This is a genomic window from Janthinobacterium sp. FW305-129 (assembly GCF_020858115.1).
GTDB lineage: Bacteria > Pseudomonadota > Gammaproteobacteria > Burkholderiales > Burkholderiaceae_D > Janthinobacterium.
On record NZ_JACYMM010000006.1, the window covers coordinates 326045 to 346433 of the forward strand.

Below are 20389 nucleotides of genomic sequence, written 5' to 3' on the forward strand. Positions count from 1 at the left end.
CATTCCGATCCCGCAGGGACCGACCTTCCAATTTGATTTTAAGGAATTTCCATGAAAACCATCCAGGGCCCGGCCATCTTCCTGGCCCAGTTTCTCGGCGACGAGCCGCCGTTCGACTCGCTCGAGCACCTGGCGCAATGGGCGGCCGGCCTGGGCTACAAGGGCTTGCAGCTGCCGACGGCGCCGCGCCTGTTTGATCTGGAACAAGCAGCCAGCAGCCAGCAGTACTGCGACGACGTGGTCGCCTTGCTGGCGCGCCACGGCTTGCAGGTGACGGAATTGTCGACGCATTTGCAGGGCCAGCTGATCGCCGTGCATCCGGCCTACGACGCGCTGTTCGACGGCTTTGCGCCAGAACAGGTGCGCGGCGATCCTGCTGCGCGCACGGCCTGGGCCACGCAGCAGCTGCTGTGGGCGGCCACCGCCTCGCGGCGCCTGGGCTTGACGGCCCACGTGACGTTTTCCGGCGCGCTGGCCTGGCCGTATCTGTACCCGTGGCCGCAGCGCCCGGCCGGGCTGGTGGAAACGGCATTTGCCGAGCTGGCGAAACGCTGGCTGCCCATCCTCGATGCGTTTGACTCTGCCGGCGTGGATCTCTGCTATGAACTGCATCCGGGCGAGGATTTGCACGATGGCGTGACGTTCGAGCGCTTCCTGGCCGCCGTCCATGACCACCCGCGCGCGTCCATTTTGTACGACCCCAGCCACTTCGTGCTGCAGCAGCTCGATTACCTGGCGTTCATTGACATTTATCATGCGCGCATCAAGGCTTTCCATGTAAAAGATGCGGAATTCCGTCCCAACGGGCGCCAGGGCGTGTATGGCGGCTACGGCGACTGGCAAGACCGGGCCGGGCGCTTCCGCTCGCTCGGTGACGGGCAGATCGACTTCAAGGCGATTTTCTCGAAGATGGCGCAGTACGACTTCCCGGGCTGGGCCGTGCTGGAATGGGAATGCTGTCTGAAACACCCGGAGGACGGCGCGGCCGAAGGGGCGCGTTTCATCCGCGAACACATCATCCACGTGGCGCAGCACGCGTTCGACGATTTCGCGGGCAGTGCTGTTGACCAGGATCAAATCCATCACTTGCTTGGCTTGAAATAAGGAAACGATATGCAGCGACGCTTACGGCTGGGCATGGTAGGGGGCGGGCAGGGCGCGTTCATCGGCGCCGTGCACCGCATCGCGGCGCGGATCGACGACCAGTATGAACTGGTGGCGGGCGCCCTGTCGTCCGACCCGCAGCGCGCGCGCGACAGCGGCATCGCGCTGCATCTTTCTCCGGAGCGCTGCTACAGCGATTACCGCGCCATGGCGCAGGCGGAAAGCCAGCGCCCGGACGGCATCGAAGCCGTGGCCATCGTCACGCCGAATCATTTACATGCGCCCGTCGCCACGGCGTTCCTGGAAGCGGGCATCCATGTGATCTGCGACAAGCCGCTGGGCATCTCGCTGGCGGAAGGGCAGGCGCTGGCCGCGCTGGCCAAGCAGAAAAACCTGCTGTTTGCGCTCACGCATACCTACAGCGGTTATCCGCTGCTGCGCCATGCGAAAGCGATGGTCGAGGCGGGCGAAATCGGCGAGCTGCGCCTCGTGCAAGTCGAATATTCGCAGGATTGGCTGGCCGACGCGATACACGCGGGCGGCATGAGCGAGGGCAACTGGCATAACGACCCGCTGAAAGCAGGCCCGGGCGGCACCCTGCTCGACGTGGGCTTGCACGCGTATCACCTGGCGCAATTCGTCAGCGGCCTGACGCCGCATGCCGTGCTGGCGGAATTGTCCACCTTTGTTCCGCACCGCACCCTGGACGACCACGTGCAGGTGATGCTGCGCTACGCCAACGGTGCCAAAGGCACCCTGTGGGCCAGCCAGGTGGCGACCGGTTGCGAAAACACGGTGCGTTTGCGTTTGTTCGGCAGCAAGGCGCAGCTGGACTTTGACCAGGAACAACCGAACGCGTTATGGTTCACTCCGCAGGGCGGCAACCGCCAGTTGCTGCGCCCGGGCCGGGTCGACAGCGCCGCCGCGCGCCACGCCACGCGCGTGCCGGCCGGCCATCCGGAAGGGTATCTGGAAGCGTTTGCCCAGCTGTACCTGGATGCGGCCCTGGCCATCCGCACCCTGCAGGCGGGCTTGCCCGTGCCCACCGAAGCCAGCTGGTTGCCGACGGTGGCCGATGGCGTGGCGGGCCTGGCCTTTGCCGAAGCCGTGCTGCGCAGCCATGCGCAGGGCGGTAGTTGGACCACCCTGGCGGACTGTTAAACTGGGCGCATGAGCGCGCCCCTGACCACCTTTATCGTTACCATCGTCCCGCAAGGCGGGCAATTCCCGGCCGAAGCGGGCACCACCGTGCTGGCCGCCGCCGAGCTGGCCGGCATCCGCCTGCTCAGTTCCTGCCGCAACGGCACGTGCCGCACCTGCCTCTGTCACATGCCCGAAGGAAAGGTGCGCTACACGGTGGACTGGCCCGGCATCAGTCCCGATGAACGGCTCGACGGCTATATCCTGCCCTGCGTGGCCGTGGCGGACAGCGATGTCACCATCCAGGCGCGCGCCGTGCGCACGGGCACCTGACTCACGTTGGCTTGCCGCCCTTGAGGCGCTGCAGCAGCGCTTCCACGCCGTCGCTGACGGGCAAGCCGTGGCGGCGCAGCAGCTGCACGTGCAAGACCAGGTTTTCCAGCACCAGCTTGGCCGCCACGGCCAGCAGGGCCAGGTTGCGGTCTTCCGGGCTGAAACTTTCCATCGCGTCGGCCATCTCGCACAGGTGATTGGCGATCAGGCCGCGCAATTCCTGATCGTCGAAGGGCAGGTCGGCAAAGTCGATCGGGTCGGCCACTTCCACTTCCTGCATCAGCACCGCTAGTTCTTCCGGGGTAATCGTCATGCCTGGCCTCCTTGTGTGCTTGCCGCTATTTTAATTGTATTGGCCGTAAAGCGGACTAGAATGAGTCCAGGCCGACGACGTCAAAGGCACTATGGCGAACTTGCATTTTACGCAACAACTGGCGCGTTTCCTCGACGTCCCCACGGTGGACGTGGCGGCGCCATGCCTGCGCGCCGCCCTCGATAGCGTCTTTGCCCAGCAGCCGCGCCTGCGCGGCTACGTGCTCGACGAGCAGGGCGCCTTGCGTCCGAACGTGGTGATCTTCATCGATGGCGCCCGTTGCCGCGAGCGGCGCGTGCTGGACGACCTATTGCGGCCCGACAGCCAGGTGTATATCTTGCAGGCACTTTCCGGAGGTTAATCATGGGACCAGGCAGGGCGCAACGCGCGTATCTCGGCACCCGCAAGGGGCTGTTCCAGTTCGATGTCGATGCGGCCGGCGCCTGGCAGCTGGCGCTGGTGCAGTTTGCCGGCGACCCCGTCTCCATGCTGTTGCACGATGGCCGCGACGGCGCCCTGTACGCGGCTCTGAACCTGGGGCACTTCGGCGCCAAGCTGCACCGCCGCGATGCGGGCTCCAGCGCCTGGCAAGAAGTCGCCGTGCCCGCCTATCCCGCCAAGCCCGAGGGCAGCAGCGATACCGTGGACTGGACGGTGCGGCAGATCTGGTCGCTGGCGGCCGGCGGCGCGGACCAGCCCGGCGTGCTGTGGGCGGGCACCCTGCCTGGCGGCCTGTTCCGCTCAAGCGACCGCGGCGACAGCTGGCAGCTGGTGGACTCGTTGTGGAATGTGCCGCAGCGGGCGCAATGGTTTGGCGGCGGCTATGACGTGCCCGGCATCCACAGCATCTGCGTCGATCCGCGCGACAGCAATACCGTGCTGGTGGGCGTGTCCTGCGGCGGCGTATGGCAAACGCGCGATGGCGGCGCCAGCTGGGCCTTGAGCGCGACGGGCATGCGGGCCGACTACATGCCGCCCGAACTCGATGAAAACGAAGCCGTGCAAGACCCGCACCGCATCGTGCGCAGCGCCGGCACGCCGGACGCGCTGTGGTGCCAGCACCATAACGGCATCTGGCGCTCGCAAGACGCGGGCTGGCACTGGCAGGAAGTCACCACGGCGCCGCTGTCGCATTTCGGCTTTGCCGTGGCCGTGCATCCGCGCGATGGCGACACGGCCTGGTTCGTGCCCGCGCAGGCGGACGTGCTGCGCATACCCATCGATGGTGCGCTGGCCGTGACGCGCACGCGCGACGGCGGCAAAACGTTCCAGGTGTTGCGCGAGGGATTGCCGCAGCGGCATTGCTACGACCTCGTGTACCGCCACGGGCTGGCGCTGGCCGACGACGGGCGCAGTTTAGTGATGGCGTCGACGACGGGCGGCGCCTGGTATTCGGGTGACGAGGGCGAACATTGGCAGACCATCTCCGCCCACTTGCCGCCCGTCTATGCCGTCTGTTTTGCCACGCCGTAATAGCACAGGAAGATATCGACGGCCAGTTCCGTCACTTCGCGCCGGCGTGCCGGGCCCAGCAGAGGCTCACCGAGGGTGATCTGCGGCCAGAAGGCAAAGGTCTTCAGTGGAGCCATCAGCAGGTGCCCCACTTCCAGCGTCTCGCCCGCCTTGATGCGCCCGTCTTGCTGCGCCGCGCGGATCCAGATATTCAAGCCCGTTTCCTTTTCATTCAGGCGCGCCACCATCGCTTGCGCGCGCTCGGGCGAGTGGATGGTTTCGCCAAAGATCACGCGCGCCAGGTCGATGAATGCCGCGTCGCACAGCAAGGCCATCTTTTGCTCGACCAGGGCCAGCACTTGCGGCCGCAGCGGCTGGTTGGCCACATAGGGCACGGCAGGCTGGGCCATGCTGCTTTCCCACATGCGCTGCAGGATTTCCGCGAACAGCTCGTCCTTGCTGGGGAAATGGTTGTACACGGTGCGCTTGGACACGGCGGCCGTGGCGGCGATCCTGTCCATGCTGGTCGCATCAAAACCGTGCTCGCGGAACTCGGCGATGGCGGCATCGACGATGGCGACGCGCTTGCGGTCGGTGAGGCGTTGCGGTGCGGCCATGGCTGAAAATCTCCTTTGAAAACAATATTTTACACCTCTTGGTTTACTTTGCCAGAAATAGGAACTACACTGTGTAGTGTAATTTAATCCTTGTATTTTATTGACCGGGCTGCATATGTACCGCATCTTATTCTTGGGAGTTCTGATCATCATGAGTTCTTGCACCTTGCGCGCCGCGCCCGTCGCGCCCACCGAATCACCGCAACGCCTCGACGGCAAGTTCCGCAATCCCGTGCAGATGCACAAGCTGGGCACGGCGGCAACGCTCAAGCTGATGTGGACGTTTCTCTTCGATAAGCCCGACAGCACCGTGCCGGCCGCTGCCGTGCCCGTGCAAGCCCTGACCCGGGCGCAACTGCTGGCCGCGCCCGACAACAGCCTGTTTCGCCTCGGCCATTCGACCCTGCTGCTGAAACTGAACAACGCATTCTTCCTCACCGATCCCGTGTTTTCCGAGCGCGCCTCGCCCGTGCAATGGGCCGGCCCGAAGCGCTTTCACCAGCCGCCCATCAGCATCGCCGACTTGCCGCCGATCAAGGCCGTCATCCTGTCGCACGACCATTATGACCACCTCGACCATGCTGCCGTGCTGCAACTGGCGGCCAAGACCGAACATTTTATTGCGCCGCTGGGCGTGGGCGACACCCTGGTGTCCTGGGGCGTGCCGGCCGCCAAGGTGCAGCAATTCGACTGGTGGCAGGGGACGACGATAGCCGGCGTGAAACTCGTCGCGACGCCGTCGCAGCATTTCTCGGGACGCGGCTTGTTTGACGGTAATCAAACCCTGTGGGCCTCGTGGGTCATCGACGCGCCCGGGGTGCGCGTGTTTTTCAGCGGCGATTCCGGCTATTTCGACGGTTTCAAGCAGATCGGCGACAAATACGGCCCGTTCGACGTGACCATGATCGAAACGGGCGCCTACGACAAGCTGTGGCCGGACGTGCACATGCAGCCCGAGGAAACCTTGCAAGCCCACCTGGACTTGCGCGGCAAGTGGCTGATGCCCGTGCATAACGGCACCTTTGACCTGGGGCTGCACGCCTGGCATGAGCCGTTCGACCGCATTGCGGGACTGGCGGCCAAGCGGGGCGTGAACCTGGCCACGCCGCAGATGGGCGAGGCGGTTGACCTGGCGCAGCCGAAGCAGGGGACTACATGGTGGCTGCCAATGCTGGAAGAGGAAATGCTGCGGTAATTTACGCCGTTACGCCGTCACGTCGATCAGGCGGCCCAGCGTCTGGCCATAGCCGTTCAGCTGGGGCGTGCTTTTCGGCGCGGCCGGGATGGCTTGCTGCGGCACGGCTACCTTGATCGCCTGGTCCAGCTGCGGTGCCTTCACGGCGGCGGGGGCATCGGCCTGCACTTGCTGGCTGCTGCGTTGCGTCTGGCTCAGCGATTCCTGTTCCCGCGCCAGCAGCTGGCGGCTTTGCGCCAGCTGTTCGCTGTCGCGCCGTACCTGGTTCTGGCCTTGCTCGACCCGGCGCTGCGCCGTGGCCAGCGAGGCTTGCAAGTTGTTGACGGATGTTAGCGTGACCACATTGTTCACCTTTGAAAGAATATCCAGGCTTGCGCAGGAGAGGGAAGTCAGGCCGGGGAGCGCGACGTGTCCGCAGGTAATCTTTACCTGAATCAAGAGTAGGACAAATTCTCGCACAGTTCCAGTGAATTATGTTTTCTTGATAATTTTATCGTGCGCGCTTTGCCTTGCCGAAGCGGCATGCCGAAACTGGCCAGACATTTGCCAAAGTGAGTACCCGCTGTGGCTTTCAGTCCTTGTTTGTCTGGCATTGCCGAGGCCAGGCCGCACAGTTGTTAAACGTGGTCGCCTATAAAACGTTGCTTTTTAAATAGTCAATATGTTGTTGTTTTTCTACCATGTATGCGCACGCGAATGCGCGGCCTGTTTGGCGCTCTGGGCTATAATGGACGGTCAGAGTTGGTTTCTTTTGCCATACAGACAGGTAGTTAACATGAATCTCAAGAGCCTCGCAATTGCCCTCGGCATGTCGAAAACGACAGTCAGCAGGGCGTTGAACGGCTATCCGGAAGTCAATTCCCGCACCCGTGAAATCGTCCTGGCCGCCGCCAAGAAAGTCGGCTACCGGCCCAATCCGCTGGCGCGCAGCCTGGCCGTCGGCCGCACCAACGTGCTCGGCATGATCTATCCGCTGCTGCCCAGCGACCTGGGCGACAGCGTCTTTCTTTCCGTCGTGAATGGCATGTCGGATGCCGTCGAAGCGTCGAAGATGAGCCTGATCATCGCGCCCGTGTCGCCGCAGAACGAACAGCCGTCATATGAAAACATGGTGCGCGGGCGCCAGGTCGATGGCCTCGTGGTGGGCCGCACCAAGGTGGTCGACGAACGCATCGCGTATTTGACGAAGGTCGGCTTTCCGTTTGTCGCGAACGGCCGCACGCGCATCGACGCGCCGTACGCGTATTTTGACTACGACAACGACACGGGCATCGACCTGGCCGTGTCCTTCCTGGCGGCGCATGGCCACCAGCGTATCGCCCTGCTGAGCGCGCCGCTGGAGCTGCATTTTGCTTATGAGCGCAAGGAAAGCTTTATCCGCTGCATGGCGCAGGCGGGCTTGCCGCTGGATCCCGCCTATCTGCTCGATAATACTTTCGACCGCCGCAGCGGCTACCAGGCCATGCAGCAATTGCTGGCTTGCTCGCCCCGTCCGACGGCCGTCATCGTCGACAACCACCTGTCCGGCGTGGGCGTGGTGCGCGCGCTGATGGATGCGGGTATCGAAATCGGCAAGGAAATCTCCGTCATTGTCTGGGGCAATGTGGAAGACACTTTGATCGGCATCAACGTCACCACCATCGACCAGCCCGACCTGCGCCGCGCCGGCGCCAAGATGGTGGAAATGCTGCAATCGCTGCTGGCCGGCACGCCGCCGGAACGGCTGCAGGAAATCTGGCAACCGGTGCTGTTGCCGGGGGCGACGGTGGGGCGCTGCGCGGATTGACATCAGTTCATGCCCAGTATGGGACGTATTCCGCGAATTTATTGCCGCTGGTGCTGTCCTTGCGCTTGATGCGTCCCGCTGCGACAGCATCGGCAATCAAGTTGGTGATTTGATTGCGCTGGCGCTCGCTGACCTTGAAGCGGGTACGCAAGGTGGTATTGGTCAATGTCTGGCTGGAAAAATACTGCAAAACGGCATGTTGATAGCAAGCTTCCACGCGCTCGACCTGCGCCATGTCGGCGAACTGCCTTGGCGCGTACAAGGTGACTTGGAAACCATTTTCCAGTGGCGTGAAGAGGACGGGCGGCATGCCGAATAACTCGACGGCCGAGACCACTTTTTGGAATCCCGTACCCCTTTCTTCACAGATCCGATATTGCCGAAATTTGGATGCCAGCAATTCATTGCGTGACTCTGGTGTCGTACCGATCAGACGGTCAAGGCGCTTGCTTGGAAGCAGTGTCCCCGGATTGGTGAAGGTGATGCGGTCGTCGTAGATTTCTATAGTAGGGCCAGCGCCTGTGACGTTGAAATCCTGGTGGATCAAGGCATTCGCGATTAATTCGCGTAGCGCAATTTCAGGATAGAGGCTAACTTGCTCACGCAGGGATTGCTGGATCACTTCCGAATGTGGCAGGACGCGCAGTAGATAGCCGATCAAGCCTTCGAAACCCACTGCATAGCCTTTGTTGCCGCGAACTTCATCAATTGTATCGACTTTGTTGGTGCCGCTATAACGGATGACGCGAATACGTTTACGACTGAGGTGCGTGAAGTGCTCCAACTCACGCGCTGCTGAGATACCACCGAAATGCGTAATGTAGTAGCCGCTGCCATCGGGAATGACCATATTTTCCTCCTCCAGCCAGCGCATCAGCTCAAAGCTGTCGTCAGGAAGAGGGCGTTGCAAGAGTTTGGAAATGGTCGCCAGATCGAGATGTTCGATGACTTCATCGGCAGAAAGCAGGGGTGTCGTTCGTAGTTCCTCCCAGCGGGGAGCATGGCTGTTGAGCATGAGTGCACCAACTTCCGATCGAGATGCTTTACGACTTGTGCCACCCGATCTTATCCATGTTTCTTCAATACTCTTGCCCCTGCGATGTGCGGGCTTGTCTGCTTGTTCACGGATATAAACGAATAATAAAGGAACGGTGTCGTATTCGACTACTGCATGGTCGAGGATAAGAGGCGGCTCAACTGCATCGCGGCCCAGATTGGTCAACTGCAAAATGGTTTCTTCAACTTGAGTTTGCTCAACTCCCATCAGCGCAGCTCCAGCGTCTGCGATGCCATAGACCATATAGCCGCCGTGCGGACAATTGGAGAAGGCGATCAGATGTTCGATTAAGCGCTCTTTGTTGCCGGACAACGATAGTTTCCAGTCCAGTTCATTGATCTCATGGGGCACGGGATCCCGACTGGACTTAAGCAGCGCTATTGCCTGGACGACCCAATGTTTTGCCATGTGATTGTAAGTGGCTGATTTTTATGGTTATTTTGCGTCTGTCGTTTTTCTGGTGTGATAAAGCGAGTGAAATAAATGGCAGGATCAGGATAGTGAATTAAACGCTGCCAGGCAAGCCACCTGGCAGCGTTGTATTCCAGAGTTACCTAGGCTGCGTGCTTGCTCCCATCAGCCAGCTTTGCCAGCAACCTCGCCTTGTCCTTGCGGTAAGTATCGACGGCCGCTTCCTTGACGTGGCCGAAGCCGCGGATTTTCTCGGGCAGGGTCGCCAGTTCCACGCAGGTGGCAATATTGTCCGCTGTCAGGTTCACCAGCATGCCGGCCAGCAGTTCGCGGTACTCGACGATCAGCGCGCGTTCCATCTTGCGCTCGGCCGTATAACCGAAGATGTCGAAGGTGCCGCCGCGCAAGCCTTTTGCTTTGGCCAGCAGCTTGAAGGCGCGCCACATCCAGGAACCGAACTCCGCTTTCACCAGATGCCCTTTTGCATCTTTCTTGGCGAACAGCGGCGGCGCCAGGTTGAATTTCACGGAGAAGTTGCCTTCGAACTGCTGCTGCAATTGCTCCACGAAACGGCCATCCGTGTACAAACGCGCCACTTCATACTCGTCCTTGTAGGCGAGCAACTTGAAATAGCTCTTGGCGACAGCCGTCGACAGCTTCTGGCCCAGTCCCAGGGCATTCTCGCGGTCGCGTACCTGTTTGACCAGGGTCAAGTAACCATCCGCATACGCGGCGTTCTGGTACGCGGTGAGGAATTCCACGCGCTTTTTCACCAGGCTATCCAGGCTTTGCGGCATTTGCACGATGATCGCTTGCGACGGCGTGGCGATTTGGGTCACCTTGCGCACGTCGACGGCGGCGCGGCGGCCCCACAAAAAGCTTTTCTTGTTCGATTCGATGCCGACGCCATTGAGTTCAATGGCGCGCAGCAGGGCCGCTTGCGTCAGGGGGATGCGGCCCTTTTGCCAGGCGTAGCCGAGCATGAACAGGTTGGCGGCGATCGAGTCGCCCATCAGCGCGGTAGCCAGTTTTGTGGCGTCGATAAAGTCGGCAGCATCCGCGCCGCCCACGGATTCTTCGATCAGCTGGCGCACTTCCGCCGTTGGATATTGCCAGTCGGCATTTTGCGCAAACGTGCCCGGCGGCTGTTCGTGCAGGTTGACGACGGCCAGGCTTCTACCCGGGCGCATTTTCGACACGGCATCCTGCGCGCCGGCCGTCAGCATGTCGCAGCCCAGAATCAGGTCCGCTTCGCCCGTGGCGATGCGCTGGGCGCGGATGTGCGCGGGGGACTTGGCGATCTTCACGTGCGAGGTGACGGAACCGTTCTTTTGCGACATGCCCGTCATGTCCAGCACGGACGCGCCCTTGCCTTCCAGGTGGGCCGCCATGCCCATCAGCGCGCCCACGGTGATGACGCCCGTGCCGCCGATGCCGTTGATGAGGATGTTGTACGGCGCGTCGCAGGCAGGCAATTGGGGTTCCGGCAGCGGGCCGAAGTTGTCCGTCTCGCCCGCTTTACTCGCTCCCGTCTTGGTTTTTTTCAGGCTGCCGCCTTCGACGGTGACGAAGCTGGGGCAGAAACCCTTGGCGCACGAGTAATCCTTGTTGCACGAGGATTGGTCGATGGTGCGCTTGCGGCCAAATTCCGTCTCTTTCGGCAGGATCGACACGCAGTTCGATTGCACGCCGCAGTCGCCGCAGCCTTCGCAGACGGCGTCGTTGATGACCATGCGTTTCGGCAAATCGGGATACTCGCCTTTTTTCCTGCGCCGGCGCTTCTCGGCGGCGCAAGTCTGGTCGTAGATCAGCACGGACACGCCTTGTACCTCGCGCAATTCGCGCTGCACGGCATCCATGTCCTTGCGGTCGTGCAAGGTCAGGTGGGCGGGCAGGTTGCTGCGGTCGCTGTAGCGTGATAAATCTTCCGTGACCAGGGCGATGCGGGCGATGCCTTCGGCCGCCACCTGCTGCGCCATCATCGGTACGGTAATCAAGCCGTCCACGGGCTGGCCGCCCGTCATGGCGACGGCGTCGTTGTACAGGATTTTATAGGTGATGTTGACCTTGGCCGCCTGGGCGGCGCGGATGGCCAGGTAGCCCGAATGAAAGTAGGTGCCGTCACCGAGGTTCTGGAACACGTGCGGCAATTCGGAAAATGCGGCTTGCCCGATCCACGGCGCGCCTTCACCGCCCATGTGCGTGGTCAGCTTGTTCATTTCCGGATAGATCGAGGTCGCCATCACGTGGCAGCCGATGCCGGCCAGCGCCAGGCTGCCGTCGGGCACCTTGGTCGACGTGTTGTGCGGGCAGCCGGAGCAGTAGAACGCGGGGCGGAAAGGCGTATTCACGGCCTTTTTCAATACCGCATCCTTGGCGTCGAGGAAACTTAATCTCGCCTTGATCAGGTCGCAGGTGACGGGGTCGGAAATCAGGCGCGCGATGCGGCTGGCGATGACACGCGCCACTTGCGAGACGGAAAAGTCGGCCTTCGAGGTCAGCAGCCATTCGCCGCGCGGCGCCACCCATTCGCCTTTTTCGTCGAACTTGCCGATCACGCGCGGACGCACGTCGTCGCGCCAGTTGTACAGCTGTTCCTTGAGCTGGTATTCGACGATCTGACGCTTCTCTTCTACCACGAGAATTTCATCGAGACCTTGCGCAAACTCACGCACGCTGTCCGGCTCCAGCGGCCACGGCATGGCCACCTTGAACAGCCGCATGCCGACATCGGCCGCCATCTGCTCGTCGATGCCCAGCTCTTCCAGCGCTTCCAGCACGTCCAGATACGATTTGCCGGAGGCAATGATGCCCAGCTTGGCGTTCGGGCTGTCGATGGTGGTGTGGTTGAGCTTGTTTTCGCGCGCGTAGGCCAGGGCCGCATAGATCTTGTAGTCCTGCATCAGCGCTTCCTGGTTGCGCGCCTGCTGGCCCAGCGGGATGCTCGACAGGCGCGCGTTCAGGCCGCCTTCGGGCATGACGAAGTCTTGCGGAATTTTCACTTCCACGCGGAACGGATCGGCGTCGATGGAAGCCGACGATTCGACCGTGTCGGCCAGGGCCTTGAAGGCTACCGTGCAGCCGGAAAAGCGCGACATGGCCCAGCCGTGGATGCCCAGGTCCAGGTATTCCTGCACATTGCATGGATACAGGACGGGGATCATCGAGGCGGAGAACAGATGGTCGGACTGGTGCGGCAGGGTCGACGAATACGCGCCATGGTCGTCGCCGGCTACCAGCAGCACGCCGCCCAGTTTCGAGGTTCCCGCATGGTTCATGTGCTTGAAGACGTCGCCGCAGCGGTCCACGCCCGGGCCCTTGCCGTACCACATGGCGAACACGCCGTCGTACTTGGCCGGGCCGATCAGGTCGACCTGCTGCGAACCCCAGACGGCCGTGGCCGCCAAGTCTTCGTTGACGCCGGGCACGAACTGCACGTGGTGCGCTTCCAGCTGTTTCTTGGCTTTCCACAGGTTTTCATCGAGGCCGCCCAGGGGCGAGCCGCGGTAGCCGGAAATGAAGCCGGCCGTGTTCAGGCCCGCGGCCTGGTCGCGCAGGCGCTGCATCATGGGCAGGCGCACGAGGGCCTGGATGCCGGACAAGAAGATGGCGCCGGAAGTGGCCGTGTATTTGTCGTCGAGGCTGACGGTGGTCAAGCGGGAAGGCTCAAGAGGTGTAGATGGCGCGGCACCGGCGTTTCTAGCGAACGCTGCGGAGCCGTTTTCCGTGGTCACGGACATGGCTGTCTCCAAAAGGGTGTTTCAGATGACGGCTGTACAAGGGACGCGCCCGGTAAGGCGCGCACTGTGCAGACGGGACGGCCGCGTGTGGGCGGCACATAACTATTTTAAATTTAAAATAATTAATGTGGTCAGTGTAGAACGAGTCAGGAGTGGGGGCAAATACGCTTTGGCGATGGGGGTATAAGAAATACTTATGCCGTGGGCGAGAGCACGTGCGCCCCCACCCAGCGCCCGCTGCCGCACAGCTCGGCGGCCACTTGCAGCACGAGGTGCTTCACGGCGTTGCCCGCATTGGTGAGGGGGATGTTCTTCGAGGCGCACAGGGCCACCGTGCGCGACAGTACGGGGCTGTGGATGGCGTAGCTGCGCATGGCGCCGCTGTCGAGTTCGGCCAGCAGCGGTGCGGCGGGCAGGATGGTGGCGCCCATGCCGGCCAGGATGGCCGATTTCAGGATGGCGATGGAGTTGATCTCGATCACGTTCGCCGTCTCCAGGCCCAGTTCGCGGGCGCGGCTGTCGATGCGGGGGCGCACGCCGTGCTGCAGGCCAGGCAGGATCAGGGTGGCGCTCAAGGCTTGCTGGAACGACACGGCAAGGCCGGCGGGCGCGAACGGCGAATCGCTGCGGCAGATAAAACGCATCTCTTCTTCCACCAGCGGGCAGCAGGAAAACGGCGTCAGCTGGCCATCGTCGAACAGCACGGCCAGGTTGATGCGGCCCGATTTGAGCTGTTCATTGAGGTTGCCCGTGATTTCTTCCGTCAGTTGCAGGGTGATCTCGGGATAGCGTTCGCGCGCGGCCAGCAGCAGGGGCAGGGCCAGGGCGCCGGAGATGCTGTGCGGCAAGCCCAGGGTGACATTGCCGGACGGCCGCGTGGCGCTTTGCGTGACGGCCGAGCGTGCGTCGGCCACCTGTTTCAGGATCGCCTGCGCATGTTCGTAGAATACCTTGCCCGCGTCCGTGCTGAGCACGCCCTGGGCCGAGCGGTGCAGCAGCTGCACCCCCAGTTCCTCTTCCAGCTGGCGCAGCTGCTGCGTCAGGGCCGGCTGCGCCACGTGCAGGACCAGGGCCGCGCGCGACAGCGAGCCGTGGTCGACGATGGCAACAAAGTAGCGTAATTGGCGCAGTTCCATGGGTTCCAGAAGCGGTACGGTGATCGGAAAAATTGCGCCGCGGCGCCGAACGCGGCCAGCAGAATAACAATTTTGTTATACTCATTCTAGCCCCTTCGGTGCTCCAGACGCGTATTTGTGGGATGACAGCATGCTCAAGAAAGTTGATTCGTCTCAATTAAAAGTGGGCATGTACATTCATGACCTCAGCTGCGACTGGATGACGCATCCCTTCGTGCGCAACCGTTTCCTGTTGCGCAGCGACGAGGAAATCCGCAAGATCGTGCAGGCCGGCATCCACGACGTGGTGATCGACAGCGGCAAGGGCCTCGACGTGCAGGATGCGCCCACCGTGGCGCAGGCGCGCGCCGAGACCGAGCGCGAACTGGTGCAGATCGCCGCGGCAGCGCCGCCAGTGGTCACGCGCGTGTCGCTGGGCATGGAACTGGCCCGCGCCACGCAGGTGCGCCGGCAGGCAGCGAGCCTGGTGCGCACGGTGATGGCCGATGTGCGCCTGGGCAAGGCCGTCGAGCTCGACCGTGTGCAGCACACGGTGCAAGATATTACCGAATCGATCCTGCGCAATCCCGGCGCCCTCGTCGGCTTGCTGCGCATCAAGACCAAGGATGATTACACCTTTTTGCATTCCGTCAGCGTGTGCGCGCTGCTGGTGGCGTTTTGCCGCTCGCGCGGCATCGATGCGGCCACCACGCACCAGGCCGGCCTCGGCGGCTTGCTGCACGACACGGGCAAGGCCCTGGTGCCCGACAGCGTCCTGAACAAGCCCGGTCCATTGACGCCGGAAGAATTCGCCCTGATCAAGCGCCATCCGCGCGACGGCTACGACATCCTGCGCCAGTCGCCCGAGCTGGGCGCCATTCCCCTCGACATCGCCCTGCATCACCATGAGCGGCGCGACGGCAGCGGCTACCCGGACCAGCTGGCCGGCGACGCCATCAGCGAGCTGGCGCAGATGGCCGCCATCGTCGATGTGTATGACGCGCTGACGTCGGACCGCAGCTACCACAAGGGCATTGCGGCCGCCGAAGCCCTGCGCAAGATCTATGAATGGAGCAAATTCCACTTCAACCCCGTGTTTGCGCAGGATTTCATGCGCTGCGTGGGCATCTATCCGGTGGGCACCATGGTGATGCTGGAATCGGGCCGCCTGGCCGTCGTCGTCGAGGCGCACGAAAGCAATCTGCTGGCGCCGAAGGTGAACGTGTTTTTCAGTACGAAAAGCAAGACCTACATCAAGCCCGAAACGGTCGATCTGTCGCGCGGCTTCGGCTTCGGCGGCGCCGACAAGATCGTCGGCCATGAGTCGGCTGCCAGGTGGCAGGTCGATCCCATGCGCTTTCTCTCCCTCGCGGATGCCTGATCAGGTTTTTTGTTTTTGACTGAGAGCGCCTGAAAAACGTTCAGGGCAAGGCGCAGGCGCGAAGACAGTACGACCAGTACGGCGAGCGCCTGCAACGCCGCGATGGACGTTTTCTCAGGTGATCAGAAAAATTCCGCCGTATCGTTCGAGGCGATAGTGGTAAGCAAGCCCTTGGCGACCAGCTCGTCATAGTGGCAAGCCAGGTTGCGGCCATGGCTCTTGGCGTAATACAAGGCCTGGTCGGCGCGGCCGAGGATGATGACGGGCGCTTCGTAGGCGTTGATGCTGACGAAGCCCACGCTGACGGTGACTCGGCCCACTTGCGGGAAGTCGTGCGCTTCGACATTGGTGCGGAAGCGGTCGATGATTTTCTGCGCATTTTCCAGGGTAATCGAGCGCAGCAGCACGACGAATTCCTCGCCGCCGAAGCGGAAGATGCGGTCTTGCGAGCGGAACGACGATTGCAGCTGGTTGGCGATCAGGATCAGCACTTCATCGCCATACAGGTGGCCGAATTTATCGTTGACCAATTTAAAATGGTCGACGTCGATCACGGCCAGCCATTGCCGTTCCGTATCCGTATGGTGGCGCCGCTCTTCCTCGACGGGACGCGGCCTTTCCGCTTCCGGTTCGCCGCGGCTTTGCAGGATTTTCGCCAGCTGGTCGTCGAAGGTCTTGCGATTCAACAAGCCGGTGAGCGAATCGCGTTCGCTGTAGTCGAGCAGGTTCTGGAAATTGCGGTACACGCTGACGATGCCGCCGATCACCTGGATGGTGGCGCCCGTGTAGGGCGTGGGGTTGGTGATTTCCAGGCAGGTGGTGACCTGGTCGCCGATCCAGATGGGCAGCCACAGCAGGTGGCGGCCGTCGGCGCACAGGGTGTCGGCGCTCGCCTCGTGGCGCGCGATGCAGGCGGCCAGGGCCGGGTAGTCCGACAGCGGTTCACCCGGCAGCGCAGGATCGGCATTGTCTTCCATACGGGCAACGCTGCCCGCCACGATGATGGCCCGCGACCGCACGAACACCTGGCCACGCACGCTGGTCAGGGCCAGCACACGGGTCTGCGACGCGGAAGCGAGTTCCTGGACCGCCGAGATCACGGAGATGTCGAGCATCGTGTGGTCGCGGTGCCCGGTCATATCCACCATGTGTTTCAGTAGGGAATCCATTGTCGTTCTCTGGAAAGTAGTCACACAAGTGTCGTCATAGCAGCATTGCATCAAGCAAGAGCATGTTCGCGTCCGTCTACAAGAAGCCAAGATTTATTTGGTGGCATGACGCTCTGTACCGCCGGGCGAGAGGCCTTTCCAAAGAAGAGCTAAGCAGGATAATGTCTTTTTGCCTAATAGGCAATTAACGTATGCAATATTTCATGTAAATACATGAGATTAGGGCAGCGCGTTGCAAAAAACTTGCCCTGACGCAGACTTTCAATCCTGATCGCAACATTTGTTTGCGCCAGTCGTCATTTCAACAGGGTTTGATAATTTCCATATGGAAACTTGTGGCGCGTCAATTTGCCAAAACGTAGACGCTTTATAGTCAATGCAATGGCGCAGAAATTTACGGCAGGAAACATATTAGCAGGAATGGGCAATGTTTCACACCCGATTGCGCCAGGGACTTGTGATTCACTTTTGGGAGCTTGTCATGCATACCTTCCTGTCGGCAGTACAGCAGTTTGTCAAGGATGAGGATGGCATTACGGCAATCGAATACGGCTTGATTGCGGCCTTGATGGCTACCGCCATCACGGCCGGTTTCTTGCTGATCAAGACCAACTTGCTGGCCGTCCTCACCGACATTTCGTCGAACCTGGTGTTGACGCCCTAAGCGGGTGCCCGCTGCTGGCCGGCCGGCAGCGGGTTTTTTTTCGGGAGGTATGCCATGCCTGCAACTGCCTTGTGCGACCTGCTGTTGTTGTGTTTTGTGACGGCCGCCGCCGTCAGTGATTTGATCCGCCGCAAGATACCGAATGGTGTGGTGTTGTCCGGCATCCTCACCGCGCTGGCCCTGCATTTGTGGCTGTGGCCGCAAAGCGTGCCGTCGCTGTGGCTGGGCGGCATGGCCACGGGCTTTTTCCTGTTTTTACCTCTGTACGTGCTGCGCGGCATGGCCGCCGGCGACGTCAAGCTGATCGCCATGGCGGGCGCCTTTGCCGGCCCCTGGCCCGTGCTGCAGATCTGTTTCGCCACGTTTGTGCTGGGCGGCCTGATGGCCGTGCTGATGATCACCTGGCAGGGCAAGTGGCGCGCCTGCCTGGGCAATCTGCGCCAACTGCTGTGGCCGATGATCGCGCGCATGGCCGGCATTCCCCTGGCGCCAAACGCACTGGGCAGCGGTGCCAGCGTGGGCAACATGCCGTACGGCCTGGCCATCGCCCTCGGTTGCCTGCTGGTGCAAGGGCGGCATTATTTCTGATTGTCATTCATTGCTCTTGATCAATGGGCGCCAGTCCCCGCTCGCTAGAATGAATTCTGTTCAATGCAGTCCTAACCGGCTTGGAGATGCAGCATGACCGAGGTCGACTATTCCATGAGCACCGAGAGTGCGCCGCGCCCTGCCGACGCGAACCTGATGCCGCCCTTGCCGCCGCAGCCGAAGAGCTTGCGTGAAACGGGACTGGAGCGGCCGCTGGTGGTCGAACTGATCGCCAAGCTGATGTTTGTGGGCGGCAAGACGCATCTGTCCGCCCTGACGACGCGCTTGCGTCTGTCGATCAATGTCTTGCGCGAAGTGCTCGATTTCATGGTGACGGAGCAGATGGCCGAGGTGGCCTGGCGCGGCGAATCCGATATCGACGTGCAGTACCAGTTGACGGGCGCCGGCAAGCAGCGCGCCAGCGCCTTCCTCGAACGCTGCGCGTATATCGGCGCCGCGCCCGTCACCCTGGAAGCGTACCGCGCCATGGTGGCGCGCCAGTCGTGGCTGGCGCAGGAACAGCGCGTCGGCAGCGACGACCTGGCCGCCGTGCTGGGCGGCGCCCATGCGGGTCCGGGCATGCTCGACGTGGTCGGCGCGGCCCTGCATTCGGGACGCTCGCTGCTGCTGTACGGTCCGCCCGGCAGCGGCAAGTCGACCCTGGCGCTGCAGCTGGGACAATTGCTGCACGGGCTGGTGGCCGTGCCCTACGCCATCATCGTCGGCCAGGACATCATTCAATTGTACGATCCGGCGCAGCACCTGCCGCCCGCGCCGCAGCATGTCAGCCATGCGCGCCAGGCGCTGGAGCGGCGCAGTACGGACATCCGCTGGGTGCTGTGCCAGCGTCCCGTGATCCACGTGGGCGCCGAGCTCGACGCCGGCACGCTGGAATTGCGCCATGACGCCAGCGGCGGCTGCTACCAGGCGCCGCCCCATGTGCGGGCCAACAACGGCATGCTGATCATCGACGACCTGGGCCGCCAGCGCCTGGGCGCGCAAGAACTGCTGACGCGGCTGATGCAGCCGCTGGCGCGCGGCAGCGACCAGCTGGGCCTGCCCGGCGGCGTGCAGGTCAGCGTGCCCTTCGACAATGCCCTCGTGCTGGCCACGAATGTGCCGCCGGGCGAGCTGTTTGACGCCGCCTTGCTGCGCCGCATCGGCTACAAGGTGCAGGTGGGGCCGCTGACCGAGAGCGCCTATCGCGCCTTGTTCCGTCAGCAATGCCGCCTGGCCGGCATGGCCATCGACGAGCCGGCCCTGAACCATCTGCTGCAGCTGCATGGCGCGCAGGGGCGGCCCTTGCTGGCCAGCTATCCGCAGGAATTGCTGGCGCGCATAGGCGACTTTGCCGGCTTTGCCGGCAGCGAAGCGCGCCTGACGGTGGGCGCCCTGGAGCAAGCCTGGAGCAGCCTGTTTGCCAGCTGCGACATGCCGGCCGCCAGCCTGTGCGAGCGCATCGCATGAAGAACCGGCGCGCCATTCTGATGATGGGCCTGGCAGTCGTGCTGGGCTTGCTGGCCGTGCTGCTGGCATCGCACTGGCTGCTGCGCCAGACGCCGGCCGGCAAGGGCAAGATCGTCGTCGCCGCCAGCGATGTCAACCTGGGCCAGCGCCTGACGCCGGACATGCTGCGCCTGGCCGAGTGGCCGGCGGAAAGCTTGCCGCAGGGCGCGCTGCAAGACCCGGCGAAACTGGCGGGACGGGTGCTGAAAACGAGCGTGCTGCGCGGCGAGCCGCTGAGCGAAGCCAAGCTGGCGCCCGTGGGCACCCTGGGCGGCCTGTCGGCCCTGATCACGGAAGGGCGGCGCGCCATCACCGTGCGCGTCAACGATGTGATCGGCGTGGCCGGCTTCGCCTTGCCGGGCAACTATGTCGACATCATCGTCAGCACCCAGCAGGATGCCGGCGACCGCGCGTTTCCGCAAAGCCGCAACATTTCCAAGATCGTCCTCGAACGCATCCTCGTGCTGGCCGTGGCGCAGGAAGTGGGGCGCGACGAGACCAAGCCGCGCGTGGTCAATGCCGTGACCCTGGAAGTGACGCCGGAGCAGGCGGAAAACCTGGATCTGGCGCGCAGCGTGGGCAGCTTGTCGCTGGTGCTGCGCAACCAGGTCGACCCGCAGCCGGGCGTGACGGAAGGCGCCACCAAGCTGACCTTGCTGGGAGGGCCGCACGAAGCCGAGCCCGCTCCGGCCGCCGCGCCCGTGCCGGCCGCCGCGCCGCGCCCGGTGCGCGTGGCGAAGGCGCCGCAGGAACCAAAGCGCCAGTGCAGCGGCGTTATCGACGGGACGCGCCAGTCGCGCGAATGTTTTTAGCCAACC

19 protein-coding genes are annotated in these 20389 nt (G+C 62.6%); 12 read left to right on the forward strand and 7 right to left on the reverse strand.

The features are described 5' to 3' along the window. Positions 1-51 precede the first annotated feature (51 nt). The 3 genes from IGS61_RS14595 to IGS61_RS14605 are packed head-to-tail and all read left to right on the forward strand — an operon-like array spanning position 52 to position 2577. Positions 52-1104, forward strand: coding sequence for a sugar phosphate isomerase/epimerase family protein (locus IGS61_RS14595; RefSeq protein WP_230540224.1), 1053 nt, complete (start codon positions 52-54; stop codon positions 1102-1104). Between the two features lie 9 nt (positions 1105-1113). Then, positions 1114-2265 (forward strand): Gfo/Idh/MocA family protein, encoded by a 1152-nt coding sequence (locus IGS61_RS14600; RefSeq protein WP_230540225.1) that lies wholly within the window; start codon positions 1114-1116, stop codon positions 2263-2265. A gap of 9 nt (positions 2266-2274) precedes the next feature. Continuing rightward, the gene (locus IGS61_RS14605) at positions 2275-2577 is read left to right on the forward strand and encodes a 2Fe-2S iron-sulfur cluster-binding protein (RefSeq protein WP_230540226.1); all 303 of its coding nucleotides are present in this window, start codon (positions 2275-2277) and stop codon (positions 2575-2577) included. A gap of 1 nt (position 2578) precedes the next feature. Here IGS61_RS14605 and IGS61_RS14610 read toward each other — a convergent pair whose 3' ends face one another. Then, positions 2579-2890 carry a hypothetical protein gene (locus IGS61_RS14610; protein WP_230540227.1) on the reverse strand — a complete coding sequence of 104 codons (312 nt, stop codon included), beginning with the start codon at positions 2888-2890 and terminating at the stop codon, positions 2579-2581. A 91-nt stretch (positions 2891-2981) separates the two neighbouring features. Between IGS61_RS14610 and IGS61_RS14615 the strand changes: the two genes are divergently transcribed. After that, complete coding sequence (locus IGS61_RS14615; RefSeq protein WP_230540228.1) at positions 2982-3251, forward strand: MoaD/ThiS family protein; 270 nt, start codon at positions 2982-2984, stop codon at positions 3249-3251. A 2-nt stretch (positions 3252-3253) separates the two neighbouring features. Further along, on the forward strand, positions 3254-4363 hold the full coding sequence (locus tag IGS61_RS14620) for a WD40/YVTN/BNR-like repeat-containing protein (RefSeq protein WP_230540229.1): 1110 nt from the start codon (positions 3254-3256) through the stop codon (positions 4361-4363). On the opposite strand, the gene IGS61_RS14625 is transcribed toward IGS61_RS14620, so the two are convergent. Next, positions 4336-4959: a TetR/AcrR family transcriptional regulator gene (locus IGS61_RS14625; RefSeq protein ID WP_230540230.1), complete on the reverse strand. Its 624-nt coding sequence runs from the start codon at positions 4957-4959 to the stop codon at positions 4336-4338. The genes IGS61_RS14620 and IGS61_RS14625 overlap by 28 nt on opposite strands. Before the next feature lie 151 nt (positions 4960-5110). On the opposite strand from IGS61_RS14625, the gene IGS61_RS14630 reads away from it, so the two are divergent. Beyond that, positions 5111-6154 (forward strand): MBL fold metallo-hydrolase, encoded by a 1044-nt coding sequence (locus IGS61_RS14630; RefSeq protein WP_230540231.1) that lies wholly within the window; start codon positions 5111-5113, stop codon positions 6152-6154. A gap of 9 nt (positions 6155-6163) precedes the next feature. Here IGS61_RS14630 and IGS61_RS14635 read toward each other — a convergent pair whose 3' ends face one another. Further along, positions 6164-6496 (reverse strand): hypothetical protein, encoded by a 333-nt coding sequence (locus tag IGS61_RS14635; RefSeq protein WP_230540232.1) that lies wholly within the window; start codon positions 6494-6496, stop codon positions 6164-6166. Positions 6497-6929: 433 nt separating this feature from the next. Between IGS61_RS14635 and IGS61_RS14640 the strand changes: the two genes are divergently transcribed. Further along, positions 6930-7940, forward strand: a complete 1011-nt coding sequence (locus IGS61_RS14640; RefSeq protein WP_230540233.1) for a substrate-binding domain-containing protein — start codon at positions 6930-6932, stop codon at positions 7938-7940. Positions 7941-7947: 7 nt separating this feature from the next. Here IGS61_RS14640 and IGS61_RS14645 read toward each other — a convergent pair whose 3' ends face one another. From IGS61_RS14645 to IGS61_RS14655, 3 genes are all read right to left on the reverse strand, one after another. Then, on the reverse strand, positions 7948-9348 hold the full coding sequence (locus IGS61_RS14645) for an ATP-binding protein (protein WP_230540234.1): 1401 nt from the start codon (positions 9346-9348) through the stop codon (positions 7948-7950). A 203-nt stretch (positions 9349-9551) separates the two neighbouring features. Beyond that, complete coding sequence (locus IGS61_RS14650; RefSeq protein ID WP_230540235.1) at positions 9552-13148, reverse strand: indolepyruvate ferredoxin oxidoreductase family protein; 3597 nt, start codon at positions 13146-13148, stop codon at positions 9552-9554. A 194-nt stretch (positions 13149-13342) separates the two neighbouring features. Next, complete coding sequence (locus IGS61_RS14655; RefSeq protein WP_230540236.1) at positions 13343-14284, reverse strand: LysR substrate-binding domain-containing protein; 942 nt, start codon at positions 14282-14284, stop codon at positions 13343-13345. A gap of 130 nt (positions 14285-14414) precedes the next feature. On the opposite strand from IGS61_RS14655, the gene IGS61_RS14660 reads away from it, so the two are divergent. After that, positions 14415-15644 carry an HD-GYP domain-containing protein gene (locus IGS61_RS14660; RefSeq protein ID WP_230540237.1) on the forward strand — a complete coding sequence of 410 codons (1230 nt, stop codon included), beginning with the start codon at positions 14415-14417 and terminating at the stop codon, positions 15642-15644. Positions 15645-15766: 122 nt separating this feature from the next. Here IGS61_RS14660 and IGS61_RS14665 read toward each other — a convergent pair whose 3' ends face one another. Continuing rightward, positions 15767-16813, reverse strand: coding sequence for a GGDEF domain-containing protein (locus IGS61_RS14665; RefSeq protein ID WP_230540238.1), 1047 nt, complete (start codon positions 16811-16813; stop codon positions 15767-15769). Between the two features lie 481 nt (positions 16814-17294). On the opposite strand from IGS61_RS14665, the gene IGS61_RS14670 reads away from it, so the two are divergent. The 4 genes from IGS61_RS14670 to cpaB all read left to right on the forward strand — a co-directional run bounded on the left by IGS61_RS14670 (position 17295) and on the right by cpaB (position 20383). Further along, complete coding sequence (locus tag IGS61_RS14670; protein WP_034752975.1) at positions 17295-17477, forward strand: Flp family type IVb pilin; 183 nt, start codon at positions 17295-17297, stop codon at positions 17475-17477. A 54-nt stretch (positions 17478-17531) separates the two neighbouring features. Further along, on the forward strand, positions 17532-18065 hold the full coding sequence (locus tag IGS61_RS14675) for an A24 family peptidase (protein WP_230540239.1): 534 nt from the start codon (positions 17532-17534) through the stop codon (positions 18063-18065). A 93-nt stretch (positions 18066-18158) separates the two neighbouring features. Then, positions 18159-19532 (forward strand): ATP-binding protein, encoded by a 1374-nt coding sequence (locus IGS61_RS14680; RefSeq protein ID WP_230540240.1) that lies wholly within the window; start codon positions 18159-18161, stop codon positions 19530-19532. Next, entirely contained in the window at positions 19529-20383 is an 855-nt protein-coding gene (gene cpaB, locus IGS61_RS14685; RefSeq protein ID WP_230540241.1) for a Flp pilus assembly protein CpaB, read from the forward strand. The genes IGS61_RS14680 and cpaB overlap by 4 nt, the downstream gene beginning before the upstream one ends. The last annotated feature ends 6 nt before the right edge of the window (positions 20384-20389 follow it).

Excerpts from the sequence above, each read along its gene's own strand:
- IGS61_RS14595 (WP_230540224.1), top strand. The coding sequence starts at position 52 with ATGAAAACCATCCAGGGCCCGGCCATCTTCCTGGCCCAGTTTCTCGGC.
- IGS61_RS14600 (WP_230540225.1), top strand. The coding sequence starts at position 1,114 with ATGCAGCGACGCTTACGGCTGGGCATGGTAGGGGGCGGGCAGGGCGCG.
- IGS61_RS14605 (WP_230540226.1), top strand. The coding sequence starts at position 2,275 with ATGAGCGCGCCCCTGACCACCTTTATCGTTACCATCGTCCCGCAAGGC.
- IGS61_RS14610 (WP_230540227.1), bottom strand. The coding sequence starts at position 2,890 with ATGACGATTACCCCGGAAGAACTAGCGGTGCTGATGCAGGAAGTGGAA.
- IGS61_RS14615 (WP_230540228.1), top strand. The coding sequence starts at position 2,982 with ATGGCGAACTTGCATTTTACGCAACAACTGGCGCGTTTCCTCGACGTC.
- IGS61_RS14620 (WP_230540229.1), top strand. The coding sequence starts at position 3,254 with ATGGGACCAGGCAGGGCGCAACGCGCGTATCTCGGCACCCGCAAGGGG.
- IGS61_RS14625 (WP_230540230.1), bottom strand. The coding sequence starts at position 4,959 with ATGGCCGCACCGCAACGCCTCACCGACCGCAAGCGCGTCGCCATCGTC.
- IGS61_RS14630 (WP_230540231.1), top strand. The coding sequence starts at position 5,111 with ATGAGTTCTTGCACCTTGCGCGCCGCGCCCGTCGCGCCCACCGAATCA.
- IGS61_RS14640 (WP_230540233.1), top strand. The coding sequence starts at position 6,930 with ATGAATCTCAAGAGCCTCGCAATTGCCCTCGGCATGTCGAAAACGACA.
- IGS61_RS14650 (WP_230540235.1), bottom strand. The coding sequence starts at position 13,148 with ATGTCCGTGACCACGGAAAACGGCTCCGCAGCGTTCGCTAGAAACGCC.
- IGS61_RS14655 (WP_230540236.1), bottom strand. The coding sequence starts at position 14,284 with ATGGAACTGCGCCAATTACGCTACTTTGTTGCCATCGTCGACCACGGC.
- IGS61_RS14660 (WP_230540237.1), top strand. The coding sequence starts at position 14,415 with ATGCTCAAGAAAGTTGATTCGTCTCAATTAAAAGTGGGCATGTACATT.
- IGS61_RS14665 (WP_230540238.1), bottom strand. The coding sequence starts at position 16,813 with ATGGATTCCCTACTGAAACACATGGTGGATATGACCGGGCACCGCGAC.
- IGS61_RS14670 (WP_034752975.1), top strand. The coding sequence starts at position 17,295 with ATGCATACCTTCCTGTCGGCAGTACAGCAGTTTGTCAAGGATGAGGAT.
- IGS61_RS14675 (WP_230540239.1), top strand. The coding sequence starts at position 17,532 with ATGCCTGCAACTGCCTTGTGCGACCTGCTGTTGTTGTGTTTTGTGACG.
- IGS61_RS14680 (WP_230540240.1), top strand. The coding sequence starts at position 18,159 with ATGACCGAGGTCGACTATTCCATGAGCACCGAGAGTGCGCCGCGCCCT.
- cpaB (WP_230540241.1), top strand. The coding sequence starts at position 19,529 with ATGAAGAACCGGCGCGCCATTCTGATGATGGGCCTGGCAGTCGTGCTG.